This is a genomic window from Prevotella mikamonis (genome assembly GCF_055381405.1).
In genome coordinates this window covers 1,525,474-1,549,349 of the sequence record NZ_AP035785.1, presented here as the reverse complement: position 1 = coordinate 1,549,349, position 23,876 = coordinate 1,525,474, and the positions used below count along the sequence as shown (strand labels likewise).

Genomic DNA, 23,876 nt, shown 5'->3' with positions numbered 1-23,876 from the left:
GCTTAAATCAGTTTGTATCCTCGCTCGCTGAGTGCACTCTTGATGCGCTCTATCTGCTCGTGGTTGCGGGTCTCGATAGTCACGCGCAGGATGCAGGCATTCACTTGCTGGCGATTGATGGAGCGGTCGTGCTGAACGCCGGTGACGTTAGCACCGAGGTTGGCGATGATAGATGACACCTCTACCAATTTGCCCGGTTGGTCGTCGAGTTCTATATCGAGTGTGCAGAGACGGCCGGTCTTTACCTGCCCACGGTAGATGACGCGGTTCAGGATAGTCAGGTCTATATTGCCACCGCTGACGATACAGATGGTCTTCTTGCCTTTCACCGGTACTTTGTCATACATCACGGCAGCCACGCTCACAGCTCCTGCTCCCTCGGCTACGAGCTTTTCGCGCTCGATGAGGTGCAGGATGGCAGCACATATCTCGTCTTCGTTGACGGTGACGACGTCGTCTACATATTTCGAGCAGATGTCGAATGTGAGCGAACCGGGTTCTTTCACGGCGATACCATCGGCCACGGTAGCCACCGATGCCAACCGTTCGGGTTTGTGGTCGTGCAGGCTTTGTACCATGCTGGCAGCTCCCTCGGCCTGTACACCATAGACTTTGACGTCGGGACGGAGGGACTTCACGGCATAGGCGATGCCTGAAATAAGGCCTCCACCGCCTACAGGAACGACCACAGCTTCCACATCGGGCAGCTGGTCGAGAATCTCCAGACCTACCGTTCCCTGCCCGGCTATCACGTTCTCGTCGTTGAATGGATGCACGAATGTATAGCCCAGTTCGTCGCGAAGTTGCAAGGCGCGTTGGTAGGCGTCGTCGTATACGCCTGGTACGAGACATATCTCAGCTCCCATCTGGCGTGTGGCTTCGACCTTGCTGAAAGGTGCTCCCTCTGGCAGACAGATGAGAGACTTGACGCCCATGGCCGATGCGCCGAGTACAACTCCCTGTGCGTGGTTGCCGGCCGAGCAGGATATGACACCTTTACGACGCTCCGCTTCGCTGAGTTGAGATATCATGTAGTAAGCTCCGCGAACCTTGAAAGAGCCTGTTTTCTGCAAGCATTCGGGTTTCAGATACACGTCGCATTCGGGATTTACATTGTAGGCATGCACGAGATTGGTCGGGCGAATGACTTCGCTCAGCACTTGTCTGGCTTTTCGGAAGTTCTCCAGTTCTAGCATTTTTGTTGTTGTATGATTTTTGGAAAGAGACAGCCATCGCATATCTCTGTTATTCTTGTTGTGCAAAAATACTCATTTTTGTTGTTTCTCAGCTATGTTTGCTTGCACTTTTTGAGAAATATTGCAGTGAGAGTGAATGATGGTTGGCAAGCTGTAATCTTATTATCGTAGGCCTATGCGCCTTCAAGTTATATGTTTTTCGTTGTTGGGAGCGGAGAAAATGAATATGTCCAGATAGATTGGAATGGCAAAATTTCACTTCATTTTCTAGTCGTAAATACCTAGCTGGTGCTTTTATTGATGGATGACAATGACTATATGTAGCCGTTGTATCACTTCTTTTGTCGCATGTTTTATCTTATTTATTACCGATTTTTTCTATAATGTCTCTCTTTAACTATTCGCAAATATTCTTATAAATTAAGGATGCAAATATACGAAAAATCCTTTTTATTGTTCTAAAATCTTGTTTATTTTTGGAAAATTTACACTTGTTATTGTTTGTTACGGTTGGTTTGTATGGCTATTCCTCTATATTGTGAAGTCGGAATATGACATCTGTATTTGTGAAAAAAACTCTTGTTTTTTTTACGTCCATCACTCATTTGTTATCTATAAAATGATTATATTTGTAACAGAAATATTGATGTCGGCTGACAGAAATAACATGATACACTAGGAATCGTAATCAAAATTATTAATCATACCAATCACTATGAACTTTAAACATCTGATATTGAGTGCACTGTTGCTGTCTTCAGTGGGCATCAAGGCACAGGTAGAAGCTCCTGCTCCCATTGCTCCGCTGCCCGAAGCCAGGCAAGTGGCATGGCAGAAGATGGAGACTTATGCCTTCATTCATTTTGGTCCTAACACGTTCGGCGACCGCGAATGGGGCTTTGGAGATGCCGATCCGAAGTCTTTTAATCCCACGAAGCTCGATTGTGAGCAGTGGGCCCGCATCCTTAAAAAAGGTGGCATGAAAGGTGTTATCATCACTGCCAAGCATCATGACGGCTTCTGTCTGTGGCCAACGATGTACACCGACTACAGTGTGCGCAACTCTCCTTACAAGGACGGAAAAGGAGATATTGTCGGCGAACTGGCTACTGCCTGCCGCAAGTACGGCTTGAAATTCGGTGTATATCTGTCTCCTTGGGATCGTCATCAGGGATTCTATGCTACTCCTATCTACCGCGAATACTTCCATGCACAGCTGCATGAACTCCTGACCAAGTACGGCGACCTGTTCGAAGTATGGTTCGACGGGGCGAACGGTGGCGACGGATGGTATGGCGGAGCTAAGGAAACGCGCAAGATAGATGCCAATACCTATTATGATTTCCCTCGTGCCTGGGCAGCCGTGGATAGTCTGCAACCCAATGCAGTCATCTTTTCCGACGATGGTCCTGGCTGTCGTTGGGTGGGCAATGAGCGTGGTTTCGCCATGGCGACCAACTGGTCTTTCATCACACCTTTCTCTATGCCGTCAGGTGCTGCCAAGCATTTTATGCTGCAACAGGGGCAGCCCGACGGAACGAAGTGGATACCTGCCGAGTGCGATGTGTCCATTCGTCCGGGATGGTTCTACCATGAACGCGAGAATAGCAAAGTGAAGACGCCCGACCAACTGGTCGATTTGTACTATCGCAATGTGGGGCATAATAGTACGTTCCTGCTCAATGTGCCTGTCGATAGGGAAGGATTGATTCATCCGGCCGACTCTGCCAGCTTGATAGATTTCAGTAAAAGGATAGCGAAGGAGTTTGCCTATAATCTCCTGAAGGGTACTTCCGTTTCGGTAGATGGAGCGCGTGGCAAGGCTTTCGGTGCGAAGATGCTGACCGATGGCAACTATGACAGCTACTGGGCAACGGCAGATGATGTGGTTTCGGGTACGATTCATATCAATTTCAAGCGTCCGACGAAGGTCAATCGCATGATGCTACAAGAGTATATCCCACTGGGTCAGCGTGTCCGTTCATTTGTTGTCGAATACCTCAACGGCAAGACTTGGCAGCCTGTCAAGATGAGTGAGGAAACTACCACCATCGGTTACAAGCGCCTGCTCCGTTTCAAGGAGATTGCAGCGAAGCGCATGCGTGTACGTATTCTCGACGCTCGCGGTCCGCTGTGTATCAACGAGATAGGTGCCTACTACGTGCCTGGAGCAAAAGAAAGTTTCATGGAACAGGATGCCGTGGTAGAGAGTTTGCCTTATACGGTAGAGAAGAAAGCCGATGAGGTGATGCTAGACCTGGGTGAGGTGCAGCCTGTGAAAGCTTTGTTCTACGTGCCTTCGCAAGCGAATGGCAATCCCGGACTCATCGACAAATATGAGATTTACACCGGTAACACACCGGATAATCTGAAGAAAGTGGCTGAAGGAGAGTTCTCAAATATTCGTAACAATCCGATTATGCAAGAAGTATTCTTCACTCCGCAGCGGGCACGTTACATTCGTTTGAAAGCTGTCCGCATGGTTCGCGAAGGTGAATCGGTAGCTTATGAAAATCTAGCTGTGCAGTAACAGCATGTTGTTGATAGGGTCAGACTTGTCTTGCAGGAGCAGGCAAGTCTGACTTTTGTTTTCCCCTTTCCATGAGCTGACGATAGCTAAGGTTGCCTTTGCTGTGCTCAACTCATCATTAGTCTCTCGTCGATCTGTCTACTTCAAAAAACTGCAAAGCCACGGCAGCTTTTGTGCCTAGGCTTTGCAGCATTGCTGTTTGGGCCTTGCAGCGATGTTGCCAAGCCTCTGCAGTAAATTGAGATTGATGTGTACTGGTTTTAGTTGACAGCTTTTGTTTTTAAATTGATTATCTGTTGACACCTGCGATTCTTATTTTCCATGCAGGTTGTCACCTCTTTCTCCAAAGTTCATTTCTGGTTGACAGCTGTCGTCGAAGTGCAAAGTTAATGTTTCTTCATTGTCCGTCCAAAGGTTGACCTCTTTTTTTATGATGGATGGACTCTATGGAGAATACCGGGGGAGTCCTGGCGTCGGGGGCTTGCATCCTCCCCGGAGCGAATCCCCTAGGCTGCACGGCCCAGGAGCCTGAGCAGTTCCTGCTGCGGTGTCCGCATCTCCAGGCTCTGGTGCGGGCGTACGGTGTTGTATAGCCTCACGGCCTTGGCCACGAGTTGACTGACCTCCTCAAAGCTCTTGTCATGGGTATCGAAGAGCCAGCCGTTCTTGACGGTGTTGTTCATCCTCTCGGCCAGGGCATTGTGGAGCGGGTCTCCGGTCTGGGTCATGCTGATACGGATGCCGGAACGCTCCAGGAGGGAGACGTACTCATGGCAGCAATACTGTACACCGCGGTCTGAATGGTGAATCAGGAGGGTCAGGTCCACACCGTACTCCCTGTAGCATCCCATGGCCATCTGCATGGCCTGGATGGGGCCTTCCCTGGCCAGTGTGGGGTGCAGGGCCCAGCCGAGGATCACCCGTGAGGCGGCATCGGTGACCAGCGACAGGTAGGCCCAGCCCGAAGACGTGGCGACATAGGTGATGTCTGCCACGCAAAGTTCGCCCAGGCGGTGGGGACGCAGCTTGGGAGTGGTGTTGACCAGGTCGCCGTAGATGAAGTAGCCGTGGTTGGAGAAGGTTGTCCGGGGACGCTTGCGACGGCGTTGGCACAGGCCGTTGGAGCGGAAAAGGGCATAGCACTGGTCGCGGCCGAGGGTGAACTTGGGACCGAACTTCCTACGGCACAGTGCATAGAGTTCGCGCATGCCCGCCTTGGGCATGTCCTTGAGGACCTCGCCGGCATACAGCACGATGCTCGTGCGAAGGACGTCCACATCCATGGAGCGCTCTACGTGGCGGTAATAGCCTTGCCTGCTGATGCCAAGATAACCGCAGAGGAAGGAGACGCAACCCTTGAGCCGGCAGCATTCCTCCCCCTGAGACAAGGTACTGATTACTTGGCATCGGAGTTTTTTCGGATACGGATGTTGAACTTCTTCTCGGCAAGGTCTATCATCGTGGAGTTGGCAAGGCTGCGAACCTGCTCCTGGGCAAGGGCATGCTTGAGACGCTTGAGTTCCTCGGCGTGGGCCTTACGCTCACGGGCCAGCTGGGCCTGGAGTTCCTCGACGGTGGTGGGAATCTGTGCTTGTTTCATCAGCTCGGATATGGATGAGGTGTCCGGATGACCGTAGCAACGCAGGATGTGGCGGAACGTGGTGTAGGGAATACCGCGACTCCCGGCGAAATGGTAGGCATCAAGGCCACTGGTGATGTACTGACTTAATAACAAGAGTTTCTCCGTTTCATTGTACTTAATCATGACGGTTTACATTTTTTAATTAATACGTGGATACTGTCAACTTATTCAGTACACTACAGATAGAGGTAAGAGGTGATGAGGTAGGGTTGGTAAGCAGATGAATCTTCCTTTAGGGAGTGGGGGAAGTGTCTCCTGTCTTCTGTCGTAAGATGCGCCATGAGAAAGCGGCACTGATAAGAAAGAATATGAATCCGGCTGCCCAGTAGGTCCAATCTTGTGTGGTAGTTGCCACGGAATAGGTGCATAGGAGTAACAGGAAATGGAAGATGGTGTAACCGATGTTGCTCCGATTCATGCGGTAACCATATCGACGGAAGGCTACGGTGGTCAAGACGAAGAAGTCGGCCAGGCCGGCCACGAGAATACCGAAGCCAGCTCCGGTGAGTCCCCAATGGGTGAATCCGAAGCCGACGGCCACGATGATGGCTACGGCGGAGAGTCCTTCTGTTATTAAATAGGTGGAAGAGTCGCCACGCGCGAGGGGGATATAGCAGAGTGGGAGGGTAAGGGCTCGCAGGTACATGGCCAATACGGCCGGTTGCACCATGCCAAGTGCGGGTAGGAACTTGCTGCTATAGAGCAGTGGGAGAATGATGGGCATGCCTGACAGAAAGGCAATGAGCAGTGGAGCTAGCAGCAGTAGCGATACTTCTATCTGTCGATTGATGAGCCGGTTTTGCTGCTTGGTGTCGTTGCCTATGGCCGACAAGCGTGGGAAATAATCGGTTTCCAAGGCAGTGAATACCATTCCGGCATAGGTCATGGTCATCATGAAGCCTGCATTATAGAGTCCCACGTCGTCGAGATTGCCACGGGTGTTCAGAAACAATCGGATAACGAACTCAGCCCCGCTGCCCATCATGGCTGCCAGCATAAAGGCGATGCCGAGTCGGATGGTGCTATTGCCCTGCGTGAGGATATCGGGTTGCAGCGACAGGTGGAGCGGATGGTAGCGGTAAGAATAACCGATGGTGAGCAGCATTTGGCTCAATGCCACGAGCAGCAGTGAAGGAATGATGGCTGCCTGCTGCCAGAGTAGGAACAAAGGAACGGATATGATGAGGGCCAGCACGACCTGGAAAAGCGAGATAAGGGCCAGTGGGCGGAGGCGGCGTGTGCCTTTGAGTATAGCAAGTTCACCTCCCGTGATGGCCGACAGCGCTACGATGGGGGCGAGAAGCATGAAGTGCAGCGTGTGGTTACCCCAGTTGAAAGTCCACGAATTGAGCAGAGGACTGAGCGCAACGCAGAGTATCATGCCCACAATGCCGGTTACCAGGCTCCATGAGCGGAGGAGCTTGATGTGATGGGCGAGGCTCTCCTGGTCGTTGTGTTCATAGGCATAAGAGATTTTCCGAACCCCACTGACAGGCAGGCCGAGCTGGCTTGTGTCGCCGAGCAGTCGGATGGTGGAATTGAACAGTGACATGAGTCCCACACCGTCTGGTCCGAGTATCAGCGCTACCAATTTAGTACGGATGATTCCAACCAGGATGCTAAGCCCCTGCATACTGCCGAATAGTCCGGTGTATTTTAGGATATGAGCGTAACTGTCTGTCTGTTTTGATTCTTTCATGCGATGGTGCTTCCATGTGGACGAGAACGAAAAAAGAGGTAAGAGACGGATGGATATTCCTGTCTTTTACCTCTTGTTATTTGTGTTAGAAGTCCTTTGTCTTATTCAATCCATCCCGGTGCTTTCTTGGCAGAGCTTAGCCTGTAGGGCGGGATGACTTGGCCTGCTCGGTAGATGCCCACGAGCGTGATGTCGAAGACGAGCGTGGAGTAGGCCGGAATGGCCGAGGTGGCACTTGTGCCATATCCCAGTTGGTAGGGAATGTAGACCGTCCAGCGGTCTCCTAGGTGCATGTGCATCAATGCAGTGGAGAATCCGTCGACCAAATCAGAGGTGAGCATCTTAATCGGAACCATAGTTTTGAGGTCGTACTCGTAACCACTTACCCATGATTGGTCGAAGATATAGCCGTCTGAATAGCTGGTCGAAGGCAACAGACGTCCTTGATAATGTATGCGGACAGAGTCGGTATAGAGGGGGGAAACCGTCCCCGTCCCTGCCTTTTGTACCTTGACTACGATATGGTCTTTGGCATCGTTGTGCGTGTTGTCGGCAAACGTGTAACTCTTGAACACCTTCCAGGATGTATCGCCGGAGGCTGCTGCCTCTTTAGCTTTCTGATAGATGGTATTGAAATAAGTAGTGTTGGTGGTTTCCCAGTTGGGGAATTCCTCTACTTTGTTGTCGTCTCCCTCTTTGCAGGATGTGAGTCCGAAGACCACAGCAAGCAACAACAGCACTGTATAGTCGGCCAGTTTTCTCATTTCCATTGGTTTACTGAAGTTTCTTGAGAAGGCTTGTAATGCTCACGCGGTCCTCGATGATGTTGCGCAGTTCGGCTATGTCGACGCGCTCCTGAGTCATGGTGTCGCGGAAACGGAGTGTTACCTTGTTGTCGTTTAACGTATCGTGGTCTACCGTTACACAGAAAGGTGTGCCGATAGCGTCCTGTCGGCGATAGCGTTTGCCGATAGAGTCTTTCTCTTCGTAGTGTGTATTGAAGTGGAATTTCAGTAGGTCTACAATCTCGCGGGCCTTTTCCGGAAGTCCGTCTTTCTTTATCAATGGAAGCACAGCACACTTGACTGGGGCCAAGGCTTCGGGCAGACGGAGAACCACGCGGGTCTCTCCATTCTCCAGTTGTTCCTCGGTGTAGCTGTGACACATGACGCTCAGGAACATGCGGTCTACGCCGATAGAGGTCTCAACAACGTAAGGTACGTAGCTTTCATTGGTTTCCGGGTCGAAGTATTTAATCTGTCGGCCAGAGAATTTCTCATGCTGTGAGAGGTCGAAATTGGTGCGTGAGTGGATTCCCTCCACCTCCTTGAAGCCGAAAGGCATCTTGAATTCCACGTCGGTAGCGGCATTGGCATAGTGCGCCAGCTTCTCGTGGTCGTGGTAACGGTAGTTTTCATTGCCCATGCCGAGACCTTCGTGCCATGCCAGACGAGCTTTCTTCCAGTATTCAAACCACTTCATTTCTGTACCCGGCTGGCAGAAGAATTGCATTTCCATCTGCTCGAATTCGCGCATACGGAACACGAACTGGCGGGCAACAATCTCGTTGCGGAATGCCTTGCCTATCTGTGCTATACCGAAAGGCAGCTTCATACGCCCGGTCTTCTGAACATTCAGGTAGTTCACGAAGATACCCTGTGCGGTTTCAGGGCGCAGGTATATCTTGTTGGCAGCGTCTGAGAGAGAACCCATTTCGGTAGAGAACATCAAGTTGAATTGGCGTACGTCGGTCCAGTTCTTGGTTCCTGATATGGGGTCTACAATCTCTTCGTCGAGTATTATCTGCTTGAGTTCCTCCAAATCCGGACCTTGCATAGCCTTGGCATAGCGTTCGTGGAGAGCGTCATGTTTCTGCTGGTGTTCGAGAACGCGGGGATTTGTCTCGCGGAACTTAGCCTCGTCGAAGCTGTCGCCAAAGCGTTTGCGAGCCTTGGCTATCTCTTTTTCAATCTTTTCTTCGTACTTGCCCAACTGGTCTTCGATGAGATTGTCGGCGCGGTAACGCTTCTTGGAGTCGCGGTTGTCTATCAACGGGTCGTTGAAAGCGTCTACGTGGCCACTTGCTTTCCATATCGTCGGGTGCATGAAGATGGCGGAGTCGATACCTACGATATTCTCGTGGAGCAACACCATGCTCTTCCACCAATACTCCTTGATGTTGTTTTTCAGCTCAACGCCGTTCTGTCCGTAATCGTAGACAGCGGCGAGGCCATCGTAAATATCACTACTTGGGAAGACAAACCCATATTCCTTACAATGGGAAACTATCTTCTTGAAAACATCTTCTTGTGCCATGATTTATTTTTAGTTTACCTAATTTAACCCGACAAAGGTACACATTATTTCTGACAGACTGTCTATTAGAAATGCAAAAACTTCATAAAGAGCCGGTAAAGCGAGTTGTAGATGTGCGACTTTACAGGCATTATGCTTACCTTTGTAGGAAACTATCAGACGATGCAGATACTTTTATCATGCGCCAAGGATATGACTTCAGAGCGCATATACGATAGCCATAAGGGTACGATTCCCAAGTTTCAGCAACAGGCCGAAAGCCTGGCAGCACAGATGATGCGCTATAGTGCCGAGGATTTGTCGGCCATGTTGAAAATCAATCAGCAGTTGGCCGCACTCAATAAGTTGCGCTATACTGCCTTTCTAGAACCTGAACCCAAGATGGAAGCTGTATACTCGTATACCGGAATCGCTTATAAATATCTGCGGGCAGGCCATTTCTCGGATACAGAGCTGACGTATGCGCAGGCTCATCTGTGGATTACGTCGTTCCTATACGGTCTGTTGCGCCCTCTGGATATGATTAAGAACTATCGTTTGGAAGGCTCTGTCTATCTGGGCAAGAATGGTGGTCAGCGTATGTTCGACTATTGGAAACCCTTCTTGACGGATGTGCTGATTGACGCGGTGAAGCAAGACGACGGTGTGTTATTGAATGTGGCGAGTGCCGAAATGAAACATCTGTTCGACTGGAAGCGTGTCCGTCGCGAGGTACAGGTGATAGAGCCGGAGTTCATGGTTAGTAAAGACGGTAAGTTGAAGAGCATTGTGGTGTATTGCAAGATGTGTCGTGGAGCCATGGCTAACTATGTGATTACGCATCAGGTCGAGACCCTTGAACAGCTCAGGGACTTCGAGTTTGAAGGCTTTGCCTGCCATCATGATACCGAAGACGAGGGGCGTCTGCTTTTTGTGATGGAGGGGTAGTCTGCCTGCATGTGTGACATAGGTAAGTAACCGTGTATCTGTGTACGGACACATCATCTTGATTTATGTCAAGAATTAGGCAAAAACAGAAAAAAGGTGTGGCTTTCTTGAAATGTAATTCTGGGATAGCTTATATCTTTGCAGCATCAAATTTGAACGAAATAAATGTGCGAAAAGTAAATAGATAATAAGATGATAATGAATGGAAATCTCAATACGGTATCAGGCTTGAGGTAAAAAGATCAGGAGACATGATGACAGTGCCGATGCACTGGAAATAGAAAGCAATCCGGTCTTGATAGGTATTAGAAAGGTAAGAGATAAACGACAGGTCGAAAGACTGCGCCAAATTCAGGTTGACACAGACAAAACTGACAAGAAATATTTGAGAGATTGGCGTGCCGAGTGGCACGTATAGAGAAAGGTAATGGAAATAAGAATAAGGGAGAGGTGGTTTCTGCTCGGTGCAGAAATCACTTTTTTTCTGTTTTTATAGTTGTCTCCTTGCCATTTTAATAGTCACTATATTTGGGTAAGCGATAGGATTATACTAATTTTGCACATACAATATTGATTTATGTTTAGCAGCAAACAAACCGACGCATTGTTGGAACGGATTCGTCTGGGAGCAGCGATGACGAATCGTGAGAAGCTCAATCTCATCGTCGAATTGAGTATTCCGTCTATCTTGTCACAGATTACATCGGTACTGATGTTCTTCATTGATGCCTCAATGGTGGGACAGCTCGGCGCACGTCCGTCTGCTGCCATCGGTTTGGTAGAGAGTACTACGTGGCTGCTGGGGGCTTTTACGTATGCCTCGTCGATGGGATTCTCGGTACAGGTGGCACATTTTATCGGCGCTAACGACTTTGTCAAGGCCCGCCAGGTGTTCCGTCATGGACTGATATGCACGTTTTTCCTCAGTCTGTTGGTGGCTTTCTGCGGTTTCCTGGTCTATCGACCGTTGCCTTATTGGTTGGGTGGCGGTGCTGATATTGCGCACGACGCATCCCTCTATTTCCTGATTTATGCCCTGGCCATGCCCTTCTTTCAGCTCGGCAATCTGTCCGGTGCGATGCTTAAAAGTTCGGGAAACATGCGTGTACCGAGTATTGTCAATGTGGCCATGTGTGCACTCGACGTGCTTTTCAACTATATCTTTATCTTCGAGTTCGGGCTTGGTGTCGTCGGGGCAGCCATCGGAACGGCCCTCGCCATCATGTGCGGTGCATTCTCGCAAGCCTATTTCGCCATCTTTCGCAGCAAGATATTGGCACTCCGTCTCGATACCGATTCGTTCCGCTGGGTATGGGACTATGTGCGTAATGCAGTGAAGATCGGTGCTCCGATGGCCGCTCAGTCTATCCTGATGAGTACGGCCCAGATAGTCAGTACCATCATCGTTGCACCGTTGGGCAACTTCGCTATTGCAGCCAACACCTTTGCCATCACGGCCGAGAGCCTTTGCTATATGCCCGGTTATGGTATTGCCGACGCGGCCACCACGCTTGTGGGGCAGAGCAAAGGGGCAGGCCGACTCGATCTTTGTCGTAGTTTTGCCTATATGACTGTGGGACTTGGTATGGCTGTCATGGCTTTCATGGGCGCCATCATGTATGTCTTTGCTCCCGAAATGATAGGCGTGCTCACTCCTGTCGAGGCTATCCGCGAACTTGGTATCGAGGCTCTTCGCATTGAAGCCTTTGCCGAACCCTTCTTTGCTGCGGCCATCGTGGCCTACAGCGTATGTGTGGGAGCGGGCGACACCTTGCGTCCGGCACTCATCAATCTGGGCAGTATGTGGTGCTTGCGCCTTACTGCTGCTGCCTTGCTGGCACCCCATTACGGATTGAAAGGAGTCTGGACAGCTATGGCAGCAGAACTTACGTTTCGCGGTTGCATGTTCCTGTGGCGACTGTATCGTGGCAAGTGGCTGCAAGCCAAGCTAGGCTAGGAATCTAAGCCTGTTACAACATCTTTTCCAGCCGTTCCACTGCCAACGACAGGTCGGCATCAAACGTGGTGTGGTCGAGCAGATATGAACTGCGCCCATTGGCCAACAGGGCATACAAGTCTTTGTTCATATCGGCTACATACGACCCTATGGCATATTCTATATCGTCTTTCTGCCAGTCGAGTGTAGAATACTGGTACACGCGGTATTTCTGATGAAAGAAACTGTAGGCCGACTCTATGCTGTCTTTTGTAATCATGTAGATAGATGTTTGCGGTTTACCAGAATCGTTTCTCGGTCTCCGAATAGCGGAAACCGGCCTTTGCCATGCGCGCTTCCAGTTCCTTTCTGTCTACATTGAAGTGGTAGCATATCTGGTCGAGATTGTCAAACTCCTCGTCGCGCAGCAGGAAGTTGATGGCCGAAACGAGCATAGGCGTATCATTTTGTGGTAAGTGGTCCATGTCTGTAATCAGTATTTGATGTGCTCGATGAGCAGACCTAAACAAGAAGGAGGCGGTGCATGCACCGTCTCCTTCTGTTATTTATTCCTGCTCAATACAGTCTGTGGCTCACAGGAAAGTGCGTTCCCGGACCGCAGCTGTATAAAGCTGTATTATCCGTAGATGATGTTTCCGTTTTCGTCGGTATATTCGTCGGCGATACCTTTCTCGTAGGCTGTCATGGCACGCAGGCTCATACCCATGCTTGAGAAGCCGCCGTCGTGGAAGAGGTTCTGCATGGTCACCTTGCGGGTGAGGTCGGAGAACATTACGATGCAATAGTCGGCACACTCGTCGGCAGTGGCATTGCCCAGTGGCGACATGCGGTTGGCAAAGTCGTACAGGCGGTCCATGCCCTTAATACCGGCACCGGCAGTTGTCATGGTGGGCGACTGCGAGATGGTATTCACACGCACGTTGTGTTCGCGACCGTAGATGTAGCCGAAGCTGCGGGCGATAGATTCGAGCAGTGCCTTGGCATCTGCCATGTCGTTGTAGCCCAGGAAGGTGCGCTGTGCAGCCACATAGGTGAGGGCTACAACAGAACCGTATTCTGCGATGGCGTCGAGTTTCTTGGCTGCCTGAATCATCTTGTGGAAAGAGATGGCCGAAATGTCGAGCGTCTGTCCGAGCATCTTGTAATCGAGGTCGTCGTAAGTTCTCTTCTTGCGCACGTTGGGCGACATACCGATAGAGTGGAGTACGAAGTCCACCGGACCACCGAGAACTTCCATAGCTCTCTTGAATACGTTTTCAAGGTCTTCTACGTTGGTAGCGTCGGCAGCTATTACCTCTGCGCCGGTTTGCTTGGCCAGAGCATCTACTTCGCCCATGCGGATGGCCATAGGCGTATTGGATAGCACGATTTGCGCACCTTCCTCTACTGCCTTTACGGCAACCTTCCAAGCAATTGATTTATCGTTCAATGCCCCGAAAACAATACCCTTTTTACCTTTTAAAAGATTGTAACTCATCGTTTATTTTGTTTCTATGTAATGATTTGAGCTTGCAAAGGTAGGCGTTTTTTGTCGGTATGCCAACCGAATTGTCCTATTTCTTACCCATTATTGCTCACATGGGGTCGTATTGTGCATTTATCTTGTTCCACTGCAAAGCCTCGGCAGCGTTACTGTTTGGCCTTTGCAGCATTGCTGTTCGGGCTTTGCAGCAATGCTGCCGAAGCCTTGCAGTAAATGGAGGGTGATGCCCCCGTTTTTCAAGGAAATTGCATTGGGTACTAAAAAATATTGGAAAAAGTTTGCAAGAGAGAAAACAATGATATACTTTTGCAGTGTACTATTATAGCAGTACACTTGTTTGACTTAAAAAATATGAGTATGATAGAAATTCAGAACATGACATTCGGCTATGATAGGAGAGAAGAACCGGTGTTCAGAGACTTCTCGCTCTCGCTGCCTGAGAATTGCATCTATGGTCTGTTGGGCAAGAATGGGATGGGCAAGAGTACACTGCTCAAGCTCGTTTGCGGTTTGCTGCGACCCCAGCAAGGGCGGGTTTGCATTGACGGCGTAGATGTGAGCGCGCGTCGGGTAGAGATGTTGCAGGATGTGTATATCGTTCCTGAAGTGTTTGACATGCCACGCATGAGCATGATGAAGTGTATTGAGATGCACCGCGACTTTTATCCTCGCTTCTCTGACGAGGTGTTGATTAAATGCTTGTCGGAGTTTGAACTGCCCGAAGTGAAGAGGATGCAGGAACTCTCTATGGGCCAAAAGAAGAAGGTGTATATGTGTCTGGCATTGGCTTCGGGTACGCGTCTGCTGTTGATGGACGAGCCGACCAACGGTCTGGACATACCTTCGAAGAGCCTTTTCCGTAAGATTATAGCCAGCAATATGACCGAAGAGCGTACCATGATTATCTCTACCCACCAGGTACATGATGTGGAGTCGCTGCTCGACCATATTTTGCTGCTCGACCACTCGCAATTATTGCTCAATGCTTCGGTGAGCGATTTGACCGAAAAATACACTTTCGGCTATCGTCGGCAGAGCGAGATGGACGACTCGGTTGTCTATTTCGAGCCGGCACTGCAAGGCAATGCCGTGATGTGCAGACGCCAAGCGGGCGATGGAGATACGCAGTTGAACCTGGAACTGCTGTTCAATGCGATGGTGAATGGGGTAGAGGTTGCTGATTGGGAAAGACACGAAAAGAACAGAATGGAGGAAATATGATGGAAACATTTAGTATGCAGAGATTTGGAAAACTGTTGAAGTGGCGTCTCCACACCGCTTTCTTGCACTCTTGGCCGGGTATCTTGGGCGCTTCGTTGGGTGCTGGGTTGATATACATGGTGATTCCCATTATTTCAATAAATAGTGTAGGGCAGAGTGGAGTTATGCGGTTGAGTCATATATTGGTAAATGTGGCAATGATTTTTGCGGTGTTTTCGGGTATGGGAATACTGATAGATATGAAGAAACCTCATGATACCCTGGCAGAGCTGATGTTGCCCGGTTCGCAGCTGGAGAAGTTCTTATCGCGCTATATCGTAGGGCTATTGTATTTCTTAGCGATGATTTTAGGTTTCTGGATATGTACGGAGCTGTTCTACTATATATTGAATCTCATCGTGCCGTCTGACTCGTATCGTATGATTACGCCATACGTATGGCAGGCTCTTTGCCAAGCTGACCGTCTTTTCACTTGGCAGAATCTGTGGCTGCACACCGTCTTTTTGGTGATGGCACTCCTGTTTCGCAGGGTGGGGGCATTGGTAGCTATCCTCGTCATGGGCATCGTGCTTGGGGGGATGTATTGGATAGGTACACTCCCTGAGCCGGTTCAGTTGCTGGTGAATATGTGTTACATCTCCTTTGCGATAGTCAATGTGCTAGGCGCTTACTGGGCGTATAGGCATATTCAGTTGAAGGACGGAAAACTCTTACGCGTATGATGTTCAGTAACGACAAAGCCATCTATGTGCAGATGGCCGACCGATTGTGCGACGACATTCTGGCCGGGATGTATCGGGATGACGACCGAATACCTAGCGTGAGGGAATACGCCGTGATGCTGGAAGTGAATACCAATACGGCCGTGAAGGCTTACGAGTTGCTGGCACGCGACGAGATTATCTACAACAAGCGTGGTTTGGGCTATTTCGTGAGTGCCGGTGCGCGTGACAAGATACTGTCGCAGCGTCGCCGGGAGTTTCGCGAAGTGACGTGGCCGGAGGTGCTTCGACAGATGAAACTATTGGGCTTGACGTGGGAAGATATGGAATAAATCTCTCGTATGTTTGGTAGTAAGCGAGATTACCTATACCTTTGAACTGCGAAAAGAAGAGATGCGGATGAGTCGTTGTAAGCTAATATGATGTATACCCCGTTGTTACAGCGAGTGGCGAGATATGTAGAAAGCAATATTGCGAAATGGATATCAGGGCAATGATAATTAAATTTATAATAGAGAAGATGAAAACAAAAGTAATGATGATGGCTCTGTCGATGGTGGCAGGGACAAGTTTTGCCCAGAACCTGGCGTCGGGTGTGGACAAGGCTAACATGAACCTGAGCGTGAAGCCGGGTAATGATTTCTATGAATATGCCGCCGGCGGATGGCTGAAATCGCATCCACTGGATGCCGAGCATACGGATAACGGTGCATTCACCGACCTGTATGAGCAGAATCAAAAGCAGATACAGGAACTGATAGCAGAGTATGCTTCAAAGCCCCAACAGCAAGGTTCGTTGGGGCAGAAGATAGGTTCGCTCTATAATCTGATGATGGACAGTGTACGACTGAACCGCGAAGGATGGAGTCCTATCAAGCTTACATTGGATAAGATTGCTGCGATTAAGTCGCGCAAGGAGTATCAGGTGGTGACGGCACAGCTTGATGGGCGTGGCGAAAATACGATGATGTTCGGCGTAGGAGTAGGTGCCGACTTGCGCGATGCTGCCATGAATATCGTGGGAGTGTCGCAGGGTGGACTCGAACTCGGCTTGCGCGACTACTATCTGAACAACGATGAACAGACGGTGAAGATTCGTGAGGCTTACAAGGCTTACATGAAGAAGCTGTTTGAGTTGACAGGTAATGATGCCACTACGGCCGAGAAGAAGATGCAGGCCGTATTGGCCATTGAGACGCGGATAGCCAAAGCCAGCTATGGCATGGTGCAGTTGCGCGACATCAATGCCAACTACCACAAGATGACCTACAATGAATTGGTGGAAAAGTTTCCGGGAATAGATTGGGGTAACACTTTCTTGCAACAGGGATTTCCTGCTTTCGCACACGTAGACGTGGGGCAGCCTGAGCCTATTCATGAGGTGGAAAAGATATTGGCAGATAGTCCCTTGGATGACCTGAAGGCTTATGCAGCCATCAAGGTAATCAGTGGCGCAAGCAGTCAGTTGAGCGATGAATTCCGTCAAGTGGCTTTCGAGTTTAATAAGGTACAGAGCGGTGTGCAGCAAGACCGTCCGCGATGGAAGCGTGCCGTGAGTCTGGTCAGTGGCGTGCTGGGCGAAGCTATCGGCAAACTGTATGTGGAGAAGTACTTCCCGCAGAGCAGCAAAGACCGCATGCTGGCATTGGTGGGCAACTTACAGAAAGCTCTGGGACAGCGCATACAGGAAGCCACATGGATGAGTGCCGATACGAAAGCTCGCGCAATAGATAAGTTGACCCACTTCATCGTCAAGATTGGGTATCCGGATAAGTGGAAAGATTACGACGGATTGCAGGTTTCCGACTCGCTCTCGCTGTATGAGAATTTGGGCAATGTGTCTGCCTTCTTGTCGAAAGACGAGCTAAACCGCAAGGTGAACAAGCCGGTGGATAAGACGGAATGGGGTATGACACCGCAGACTATCAATGCGTATTACAATCCTACTACGAATGAAATATGTTTCCCGGCAGGTATTCTGCAACCTCCTTTCTTTGATCCACAAGCCGATGATGCAGCCAACTATGGTGCTATCGGAGGTGTGATAGGCCATGAGATGAGTCATGGTTTCGACGACCAAGGTTCACAGTTTGACAAGGATGGTAATCAGAATGACTGGTGGACAGCTGCTGACAAGAAGAATTACGAGGCCCGTACCAAGGTGTTGGAGAGCTATTTCAATGGGGTGGATGCCGTGAACGGTAAGAAGATTAACGGTAAGCAGACGCTTGGGGAGAATATCGGAGACAATGGTGGACTGAATATTGCGTTCCGTGCATTGCAGAATGCAATGAAAGAGAATCCACTCCCGGAGAAAGACGGATTCACGCCCGAACAGCGCTTCTTCCTCTCTTGGGCTCGTGTATGGGCCAGCAACATGCGTCCGGAATATATCGACTATATTGTAACATCGGATGTTCACTCGCCCAATTTCGCACGTGTGAATGCAGCTTTACCACATATTGATGCGTGGTACGATGCTTTCAAGGTGAAGAAGGGTGATAAGTTGTTTATTCCGAAGAACAAGAGAGCGCATATCTGGTAAGCGTCTTGACCCATAAAAAATCAGCCATCCCTCATTATCAAGGGATGGCTGATTTTGGTTTTCAGGCAGAATGTCTGTTCGGTATGGGGGCGTTCTGCGTTATTGTATGTTCTTGTGATGAATAGATGGGGATAGAAGTAGAATGCCTATCCTAAAATCTGTTTGGCGTGTTCCTTCACTTTTATTTCTTTTGGGGTGAAGATGCGCTCCACGATTCCCTCTTCATTGATGATGAAGGTGGTACGGAATGTACCGAAATACTTTCGGCCATACATGCTCTTTTCGCCCCATACGCCGAATGCTTGGTTCAAGGTTTTCTCTGTATCGGCAATGAGCGGGAAGGGCAATTCGTTTTTGTCAATGAACTTCTGGTGCGACTTCTCGTCCTGCACGCTTACACCTACGACTGCATAGCCGGCTTTGCGCAATTCAGAATAGTTGTCGCGCAGATTGCAAGCCTCTGTAGTACAGCCGGATGTACTATCTTTGGGATAGAAATATAATACCAGTTTCTGACCTTTAAAGTCGCTCAGTTTGATTTCATTACCTTTCTCGTCACGTCCCAAAATTTCAGGTGCTTTGTCTCCTACTTCCATAGTTAAATGCGTTTAGTTGTTGTTATTTGCTGGCACAAAGATAATGAAAATTCATGGATAAATGAGACACCCATCCACATTTGAGTTATTTGTTTGATAAACATTAAGCTCCATTTTAAGGAAAATTAGACTAAGATGGAATCAGGTGGTTGATATTTATTTGTATATTTGTGAATAGATACATTTATAAATTTTGCCATGATAAAGACACTGGTTAGTATTTGTATTGCATCATGAAAACAGCATTAGAGGATACATTCTAAATTTAAGATATGAAATTCAAGATACGCTTGGAAGTGTTGCGACATCGTTTTGGTAATGTCTTACCAATTAATTATCAGTATGAGTTGTCTTCGGCAATCTATCATATATTGTCGGAAGCTGATACCGAGTATTCTACGTGGCTGCATGAGAATGGGTTTGAAAGCCAGTCGGATGGTAAGAGGTTCAAACTTTTTTGCTTCTCAAATCTCAATGTGCCAAATTTCAGAATTCAGCGCGATAGGTTGATTATTGAGAGTCAATATGTAGATTGGTATCTCTCTTTCTTGCCGGAGAATAGTACGCAGAAGTTTATAGAGGGAGTATTCCGTAATCAGATTTTTCAAATAGGTGATATCTATTCTACGGTAGAGTTTGCTGTGCGTGATATCCAGATATTGCAGGCGATAGCGTATGAACCGGAAATGAGCTTCGGCACACTATCTCCCATCTGTGTGGGTTATCACGAGTTGGATACTACAACCACCTACCTGTCACCTCAGTCGTCCAATTATGAAGAAGCACTGTTAGCAGGGCTTGTCTCTCGTTATGAAGCCTTTTATGGGAAACCATACACAGGTGAACGCTATTGCAGACTTCGGCTGTTGTCAGCTCCTAAATCAAAGTTGGTAGTTATCAAAGCGCATACTCCCCAGCAGATAAAAGTGAGAGGATATAGTTATGCGTTTACGTTGGCTCTTCCCGAACCTTTGATGCACATCGCCTATGAAAGTGGATTGGGAGAGAAAACGAGTATGGGATTTGGAATGATAAAATAAAAGTAAATAATATGTTTGTTGTAAGATACGAGGGTAAATTTGGCTTTATCAAACCGTGGACTTCAGTTCGTGACGGTATGACCTATACGCAGCAGTTTCTCACCCCTTCTATCATAGAAGGTATAGAAAAGAAACTGTTTCCAGAGATGCTGGCTATACAGGGTGTTATCAGCAAAATTCTTAGATATAAGTTGCGCTATGACGCGGTAGACATACAAAAAGAAAAAACTCAAGCACGAGGATGGGAATATAAGAAAAAGGAAAAATTGATGATTCGTAATCAATCAGTGTTGGAAAGAGGCGTGATGATTAACCCTATATTATATCTTGGTTTCGATACAGAAGATTCTGCCAACCGTGCATCTAAGCAGCATATCTGCCTATGTCGTAATGAGGATTTGATGTTCCCGATGTCTGAAGTGGTATATATGTCGGAGGAAGAATTTAATCAAATAGAAGGCTTTGAACTTAGGTTTGGAGAGTCTGAACAGTCTTTTTTGGTAGGTTATAATCGTTTTGCGAATAATGCTCCTATGTATGGATGGTTAGAAATAAGTGGTAATCCTGTGTCGGGTATAAAATGAGGAAGTTCGACCATATAATAGCAAAACATGAGGCTTCTGGCTTGATACCTCTATCGCAGCATCTTATGAATGTAGCAGAGGCAGCAGTCGTTATAGCTCAAAAGATGGGCGTAGATGTAGAAGTTGCCCGTAAAGGCGCTGTCTTACATGATATAGGAAAGGTTAGTCCGCTGTTTCAAAGGCAGATGAGAAGTGGTTATGTGCGCCAACCTAATTTTGTTTTTCGCCATGAAATTGCATCACTATTTTTTCTATCTTTATTGGAGGAAGGAGAAAAGGATGCTGTAATAGAAATGGTTTCGGCCCATCATAAATCCATCTATGAAGATATTGGGCGGAAGGGGCTACTAGACTTAGACGAAAACAAAGATAGTTTTGGTATTCATATCAGTGGATTTGATTCTTGGAGTAAAGATGCTTTAAATATCTTGTCTGAGTTTGGCTTTAAAACACATGCCATCAGTATAGAGGAAGCACGTGGAAATTATGAGTATGCAGTGAGCTATTGCTGGGGGCTGGATGATGGGTGGTCTGAATGGAAAGGAATATTGATGGCTGCTGATCATTATGCTTCTGCGCTAAATGAAGGTACTGAAAATAGTCTGAGAAACTTGTTTGTCAAACCTGATTTGTTCTTTTATAATCGTAGACATGACCTGTATCCACTATCACAAATAACAACGGATGACCATAGGAAACATACTATGGTGACAGCACCTACGGGTGCAGGAAAAACGGATTTCTTATTGAGGCGATGCCGTGGACGAGTGTTTTACACATTGCCTTTTCAAGCTTCTATCAATGCTATGTATGACCGTATCAAGAGTGATTTAAGCAATACTGATGCAATAGTGTCTTTACTTCACGCTTCTTCGGGGTTGAAGTTAGAGGAAAACCTGTTAGAAGAAAGAGTGTTGCAGCGTCATATTGGGGCGTCAGTAAAAGTCTTGACGCCACACCAGATGGCATCTATTGTCTTTGGAATTAAAGGATATGAGGCGATGGCAGTTGATTTAAAAGGGTGTGATATTATTCTTGATGAGATTCATACTTATTCGGGGGCTATACAGTCTATAGTCTTGCGGATTATAGAAGTATTATTGTCTTTAGACTGCCGAATACATGTAGGCACAGCAACTATGCCAACTATGCTATACAATGAAGTGATGAAAATACTTGGTGGTGAGCGTCATGTTTACGAAGTGAAACTTGATGAACGCCAATTACATTTGTTCAATCGTCATATTATATATAAGGTAAAGGATTGGATGCAATGCGGAACAATAATAGCGAATGCTGTTTCAGATGGTAGAAGAATATTATTGGTATGCAATCAAGTGAGACGTGCACAGGATTTATATATGCGACTTGTTGATAGATATCCATATGTGGAAAAGATGCTTATACATAGTAGATTTAAGCGGATGGATAGACAGAGATTGGAAACAGAGTTGAAAGAAAGATTTAACAATAGTTCTGCTGCGTGTATAGTTGTTTCAACCCAGATTGTAGAAGTAAGTCTTGATATCAGTTTTGATATGATGATAACAGAATGTGCTCCTATAGATGCCTTGATACAGAGGTTTGGAAGAATTAATCGTAAGAGAACACAGGAATCGATAGGGAAATATAAACCTATATACGTATTGCAACCATCTGAAAAGGATGGGGATGTATTGCCATATTCCAAGGAAATGCTCCTGCGTAGTTATGCCATACTTCCTGATGGTGAGATATTTCAAGAAGCGAATGTGCAAAGTATGCTTGATAATGTCTATCCGAAAATAGAGATAAGCAATATAGATTACAGTGGAGCAACCTTTGTCAATGGTGAGTGGCAAATACAAAAACTCCGTCATATGAGTAAATCGGCATTGTTGGATGTTCTTGATATAGAGTCGACAATATGTGTTACGGAAAAGGACCGTGAAGAGTATGAGTCTGGTTTTTATGTAGATAGGTCGAAATTGGAAATTCCTGTCAGCTATCGTTCAGTGGCATATAGGCATTTGGAGCAAGCTAAACAAGGGCTTCTTCCATTTCTTGTGCCTGACAAATCTTATTCGCCTGAAATAGGGCTTTTAATGGATTATGTGAAACCAGAATATTATAACTCATTTGAAATATTATGATAACAACGAATATTGGTAAAATCTTCTTAAAGGCATACAATGAGAAGTATGATAAAGATTATTCTGCACGAGATTTTTTTGATGAGATTTTGTATCCGTTGGTATTTGATGGAACAAAATACTTACAGTGGGTACAAAACTCGCCATTTGTTCAGATGAAGGGGAAACAGAAAGTAGAGAATCTTACCAAAGAAGAGCGATTGAAGAAACTGGCAGAGTTTCATGCCAAAGTAGAAGAAGGGTATACTGATGCCAGTGTGGCACTTGGTTATGCTGCTTCTGAAGAAAAAGAATTTGCAACGACATCCGGACAGGTAACAAATATGAAATTGGTAATCTCGCATGAAGATATCTATTTATCATGGATAGGAGCCTGTCTAGGATTAGGAGTGAAGGGTGGATTTTATATTCTTTTTACAGAATCAAGCTTGCTTTTAGATGTGTTTGAGGGGTGGAAATACTATCGTTGTGTAGTAGATACCAATGAAATGCTCAAAGGGAATCAATTAGTTTCAGCATGGAATGCTCAATGGTTAGCGCATAGGTATTCTAAACATTATCGTTCAAATAAGGAGTTGGCTAATTTTGATCCTTTTACTACCAAAGATGGCGAGATGGGGATTGAGCCTATTTCGTGGACTCGTTTGTTGATTAGTATTTGTCAAAACTTCACACGTGTTCAGATGATGGGATATGTATATAGTTTAGGGAAAACCAATACGACAATAGGTTTTATACCCTTTTTCCTTTATCAGATTCGACGCCCGTATGAATTTTATCAGAAATTGTTTGCAATGGCAGATGAAGTAGAAGAATTATGGGGAACAGCTTTTGGATTTGGACGGGCATGCCAACAAGGGTGTATTGGTGTACGTGCGATGGAGCCAAGAGGCTTAAAAGATTATATAGAAGGCAAAAAAATGCCTAAATATAAAAATGATAGATTACAAAATGTTTTATTTAATACATATTTAAGTTGGTTGATAGCTATGCTGAACAATGAAGAATTATGGGTAAAAGCCCAAAACTTTGCTGAAGTATTGCAACAATATTCAGCAGATGAGAGTAAAGGAAAGACAGGGAAGTCTAGGAAAGTAGAAGAGGTAATGAAAGCCTCGTATAAAAAAGCTTTTATGGAGGCTTTGGTAGAAATAGTAAAAGAAGTAAAGGATACTTCTGCTATTACAGAGATTGCCTCTCTTGTAAATAAGATGCCAACAGACAATGTTCCTTATTTCCTTACACTGGTGAAATTTCATTATGCAAAAATAAATAATACAAAGTAA

At 47.1% G+C, this 23,876-nt stretch carries 21 protein-coding genes; 11 read left to right on the top strand and 10 right to left on the bottom strand.

Annotated features, from left to right (window positions below):
* Positions 1–2: 2 nt before the first annotated feature.
* Complete coding sequence (gene ilvA / locus ACZ42L_RS06685; protein ID WP_464705548.1) at positions 3–1,196, bottom strand: threonine ammonia-lyase; 1,194 nt, start codon at positions 1,194–1,196, stop codon at positions 3–5.
* A 715-nt stretch (positions 1,197–1,911) separates the two neighbouring features.
* On the opposite strand from ilvA, the gene ACZ42L_RS06680 reads away from it, so the two are divergent.
* Positions 1,912–3,726 (top strand): alpha-L-fucosidase, encoded by a 1,815-nt coding sequence (locus ACZ42L_RS06680; RefSeq protein ID WP_464715625.1) that lies wholly within the window; start codon positions 1,912–1,914, stop codon positions 3,724–3,726.
* A gap of 506 nt (positions 3,727–4,232) precedes the next feature.
* Here ACZ42L_RS06680 and ACZ42L_RS06675 read toward each other — a convergent pair.
* From ACZ42L_RS06675 to ACZ42L_RS06655, 5 genes are all read right to left on the bottom strand, one after another.
* Positions 4,233–5,114: an IS3 family transposase gene (locus ACZ42L_RS06675; RefSeq protein ID WP_464698445.1), complete on the bottom strand. Its 882-nt coding sequence runs from the start codon at positions 5,112–5,114 to the stop codon at positions 4,233–4,235.
* An 8-nt stretch (positions 5,115–5,122) separates the two neighbouring features.
* Positions 5,123–5,491, bottom strand: coding sequence for a transposase (locus tag ACZ42L_RS06670; protein WP_464698446.1), 369 nt, complete (start codon positions 5,489–5,491; stop codon positions 5,123–5,125).
* Positions 5,492–5,600: 109 nt separating this feature from the next.
* Positions 5,601–7,067, bottom strand: a complete 1,467-nt coding sequence (locus ACZ42L_RS06665; protein WP_464715624.1) for an oligosaccharide flippase family protein — start codon at positions 7,065–7,067, stop codon at positions 5,601–5,603.
* 101 nt (positions 7,068–7,168) lie between these two features.
* Complete coding sequence (locus ACZ42L_RS06660) at positions 7,169–7,837, bottom strand: FKBP-type peptidyl-prolyl cis-trans isomerase (protein ID WP_464702064.1); 669 nt, start codon at positions 7,835–7,837, stop codon at positions 7,169–7,171.
* 4 nt (positions 7,838–7,841) lie between these two features.
* Complete coding sequence (locus ACZ42L_RS06655) at positions 7,842–9,383, bottom strand: glycine--tRNA ligase (RefSeq protein ID WP_464715623.1); 1,542 nt, start codon at positions 9,381–9,383, stop codon at positions 7,842–7,844.
* A 111-nt stretch (positions 9,384–9,494) separates the two neighbouring features.
* Between ACZ42L_RS06655 and ACZ42L_RS06650 the strand changes: the two genes are divergently transcribed.
* Together ACZ42L_RS06650 and ACZ42L_RS06645 are read left to right on the top strand one after the other, a co-directional pair.
* Positions 9,495–10,310 (top strand): YaaA family protein, encoded by an 816-nt coding sequence (locus tag ACZ42L_RS06650; protein ID WP_464715622.1) that lies wholly within the window; start codon positions 9,495–9,497, stop codon positions 10,308–10,310.
* Between the two features lie 577 nt (positions 10,311–10,887).
* On the top strand, positions 10,888–12,267 hold the full coding sequence (locus ACZ42L_RS06645) for an MATE family efflux transporter (protein WP_464715621.1): 1,380 nt from the start codon (positions 10,888–10,890) through the stop codon (positions 12,265–12,267).
* Between the two features lie 13 nt (positions 12,268–12,280).
* On the opposite strand, the gene ACZ42L_RS06640 is transcribed toward ACZ42L_RS06645, so the two are convergent.
* From ACZ42L_RS06640 to ACZ42L_RS06630, 3 genes are all read right to left on the bottom strand, one after another.
* Entirely contained in the window at positions 12,281–12,526 is a 246-nt protein-coding gene (locus ACZ42L_RS06640) for a hypothetical protein (RefSeq protein ID WP_464715620.1), read from the bottom strand.
* 19 nt (positions 12,527–12,545) lie between these two features.
* Complete coding sequence (locus ACZ42L_RS06635; protein WP_464701579.1) at positions 12,546–12,731, bottom strand: DUF4250 domain-containing protein; 186 nt, start codon at positions 12,729–12,731, stop codon at positions 12,546–12,548.
* A gap of 152 nt (positions 12,732–12,883) precedes the next feature.
* Positions 12,884–13,744, bottom strand: a complete 861-nt coding sequence (locus ACZ42L_RS06630; RefSeq protein WP_464701578.1) for an enoyl-ACP reductase FabI — start codon at positions 13,742–13,744, stop codon at positions 12,884–12,886.
* Between the two features lie 363 nt (positions 13,745–14,107).
* Here ACZ42L_RS06630 and ACZ42L_RS06625 point away from each other — a divergent pair, with 363 nt between their 5' ends.
* From ACZ42L_RS06625 to ACZ42L_RS06610, 4 genes are all read left to right on the top strand, one after another.
* The gene (locus tag ACZ42L_RS06625) at positions 14,108–14,971 is read left to right on the top strand and encodes an ATP-binding cassette domain-containing protein (protein WP_464716986.1); all 864 of its coding nucleotides are present in this window, start codon (positions 14,108–14,110) and stop codon (positions 14,969–14,971) included.
* Positions 14,968–15,693 carry a hypothetical protein gene (locus tag ACZ42L_RS06620; protein ID WP_464715619.1) on the top strand — a complete coding sequence of 242 codons (726 nt, stop codon included), beginning with the start codon at positions 14,968–14,970 and terminating at the stop codon, positions 15,691–15,693. Before ACZ42L_RS06625 ends, ACZ42L_RS06620 begins: the two co-directional genes overlap by 4 nt.
* On the top strand, positions 15,690–16,025 hold the full coding sequence (locus ACZ42L_RS06615) for a GntR family transcriptional regulator (protein WP_464715618.1): 336 nt from the start codon (positions 15,690–15,692) through the stop codon (positions 16,023–16,025). Before ACZ42L_RS06620 ends, ACZ42L_RS06615 begins: the two co-directional genes overlap by 4 nt.
* Before the next feature lie 188 nt (positions 16,026–16,213).
* Positions 16,214–18,238 (top strand): M13 family metallopeptidase, encoded by a 2,025-nt coding sequence (locus ACZ42L_RS06610; protein WP_464715617.1) that lies wholly within the window; start codon positions 16,214–16,216, stop codon positions 18,236–18,238.
* Between the two features lie 146 nt (positions 18,239–18,384).
* On the opposite strand, the gene bcp is transcribed toward ACZ42L_RS06610, so the two are convergent.
* Positions 18,385–18,834, bottom strand: coding sequence for a thioredoxin-dependent thiol peroxidase (gene bcp, locus ACZ42L_RS06605; RefSeq protein WP_464715616.1), 450 nt, complete (start codon positions 18,832–18,834; stop codon positions 18,385–18,387).
* A gap of 272 nt (positions 18,835–19,106) precedes the next feature.
* Between bcp and cas6 the strand changes: the two genes are divergently transcribed.
* The 4 genes from cas6 to ACZ42L_RS06585 are packed head-to-tail and all read left to right on the top strand — an operon-like array spanning position 19,107 to position 23,876.
* Complete coding sequence (cas6, locus tag ACZ42L_RS06600) at positions 19,107–19,874, top strand: CRISPR-associated endoribonuclease Cas6 (protein WP_464715615.1); 768 nt, start codon at positions 19,107–19,109, stop codon at positions 19,872–19,874.
* A gap of 11 nt (positions 19,875–19,885) precedes the next feature.
* Positions 19,886–20,458 carry a hypothetical protein gene (locus ACZ42L_RS06595; protein WP_464715614.1) on the top strand — a complete coding sequence of 191 codons (573 nt, stop codon included), beginning with the start codon at positions 19,886–19,888 and terminating at the stop codon, positions 20,456–20,458.
* The gene (cas3, locus tag ACZ42L_RS06590) at positions 20,455–22,590 is read left to right on the top strand and encodes a CRISPR-associated helicase Cas3' (protein WP_464715613.1); all 2,136 of its coding nucleotides are present in this window, start codon (positions 20,455–20,457) and stop codon (positions 22,588–22,590) included. The genes ACZ42L_RS06595 and cas3 overlap by 4 nt, the downstream gene beginning before the upstream one ends.
* Positions 22,587–23,876, top strand: a complete 1,290-nt coding sequence (locus ACZ42L_RS06585) for a hypothetical protein (protein WP_464715612.1) — start codon at positions 22,587–22,589, stop codon at positions 23,874–23,876. The genes cas3 and ACZ42L_RS06585 overlap by 4 nt, the downstream gene beginning before the upstream one ends.

What these genes read in the sequence shown, in the direction of transcription:
- ACZ42L_RS06640 (WP_464715620.1), bottom strand. Translation starts at nt 12,526, where the DNA reads ATGATTACAAAAGACAGCATAGAGTCGGCCTACAGTTTCTTTCATCAG.
- ACZ42L_RS06615 (WP_464715618.1), top strand. Translation starts at nt 15,690, where the DNA reads ATGATGTTCAGTAACGACAAAGCCATCTATGTGCAGATGGCCGACCGA.
- cas6 (WP_464715615.1), top strand. Translation starts at nt 19,107, where the DNA reads ATGAAATTCAAGATACGCTTGGAAGTGTTGCGACATCGTTTTGGTAAT.
- ACZ42L_RS06620 (WP_464715619.1), top strand. Translation starts at nt 14,968, where the DNA reads ATGATGGAAACATTTAGTATGCAGAGATTTGGAAAACTGTTGAAGTGG.
- ilvA (WP_464705548.1), bottom strand. Translation starts at nt 1,196, where the DNA reads ATGCTAGAACTGGAGAACTTCCGAAAAGCCAGACAAGTGCTGAGCGAA.
- ACZ42L_RS06625 (WP_464716986.1), top strand. Translation starts at nt 14,108, where the DNA reads ATGATAGAAATTCAGAACATGACATTCGGCTATGATAGGAGAGAAGAA.
- cas3 (WP_464715613.1), top strand. Translation starts at nt 20,455, where the DNA reads ATGAGGAAGTTCGACCATATAATAGCAAAACATGAGGCTTCTGGCTTG.
- ACZ42L_RS06660 (WP_464702064.1), bottom strand. Translation starts at nt 7,837, where the DNA reads ATGGAAATGAGAAAACTGGCCGACTATACAGTGCTGTTGTTGCTTGCT.
- ACZ42L_RS06680 (WP_464715625.1), top strand. Translation starts at nt 1,912, where the DNA reads ATGAACTTTAAACATCTGATATTGAGTGCACTGTTGCTGTCTTCAGTG.
- ACZ42L_RS06595 (WP_464715614.1), top strand. Translation starts at nt 19,886, where the DNA reads ATGTTTGTTGTAAGATACGAGGGTAAATTTGGCTTTATCAAACCGTGG.
- ACZ42L_RS06650 (WP_464715622.1), top strand. Translation starts at nt 9,495, where the DNA reads ATGTGCGACTTTACAGGCATTATGCTTACCTTTGTAGGAAACTATCAG.
- ACZ42L_RS06585 (WP_464715612.1), top strand. Translation starts at nt 22,587, where the DNA reads ATGATAACAACGAATATTGGTAAAATCTTCTTAAAGGCATACAATGAG.
- ACZ42L_RS06665 (WP_464715624.1), bottom strand. Translation starts at nt 7,067, where the DNA reads ATGAAAGAATCAAAACAGACAGACAGTTACGCTCATATCCTAAAATAC.
- ACZ42L_RS06645 (WP_464715621.1), top strand. Translation starts at nt 10,888, where the DNA reads ATGTTTAGCAGCAAACAAACCGACGCATTGTTGGAACGGATTCGTCTG.
- ACZ42L_RS06655 (WP_464715623.1), bottom strand. Translation starts at nt 9,383, where the DNA reads ATGGCACAAGAAGATGTTTTCAAGAAGATAGTTTCCCATTGTAAGGAA.
- ACZ42L_RS06630 (WP_464701578.1), bottom strand. Translation starts at nt 13,744, where the DNA reads ATGAGTTACAATCTTTTAAAAGGTAAAAAGGGTATTGTTTTCGGGGCA.
- ACZ42L_RS06610 (WP_464715617.1), top strand. Translation starts at nt 16,214, where the DNA reads ATGAAAACAAAAGTAATGATGATGGCTCTGTCGATGGTGGCAGGGACA.
- ACZ42L_RS06670 (WP_464698446.1), bottom strand. Translation starts at nt 5,491, where the DNA reads ATGATTAAGTACAATGAAACGGAGAAACTCTTGTTATTAAGTCAGTAC.
- bcp (WP_464715616.1), bottom strand. Translation starts at nt 18,834, where the DNA reads ATGGAAGTAGGAGACAAAGCACCTGAAATTTTGGGACGTGACGAGAAA.
- ACZ42L_RS06635 (WP_464701579.1), bottom strand. Translation starts at nt 12,731, where the DNA reads ATGGACCACTTACCACAAAATGATACGCCTATGCTCGTTTCGGCCATC.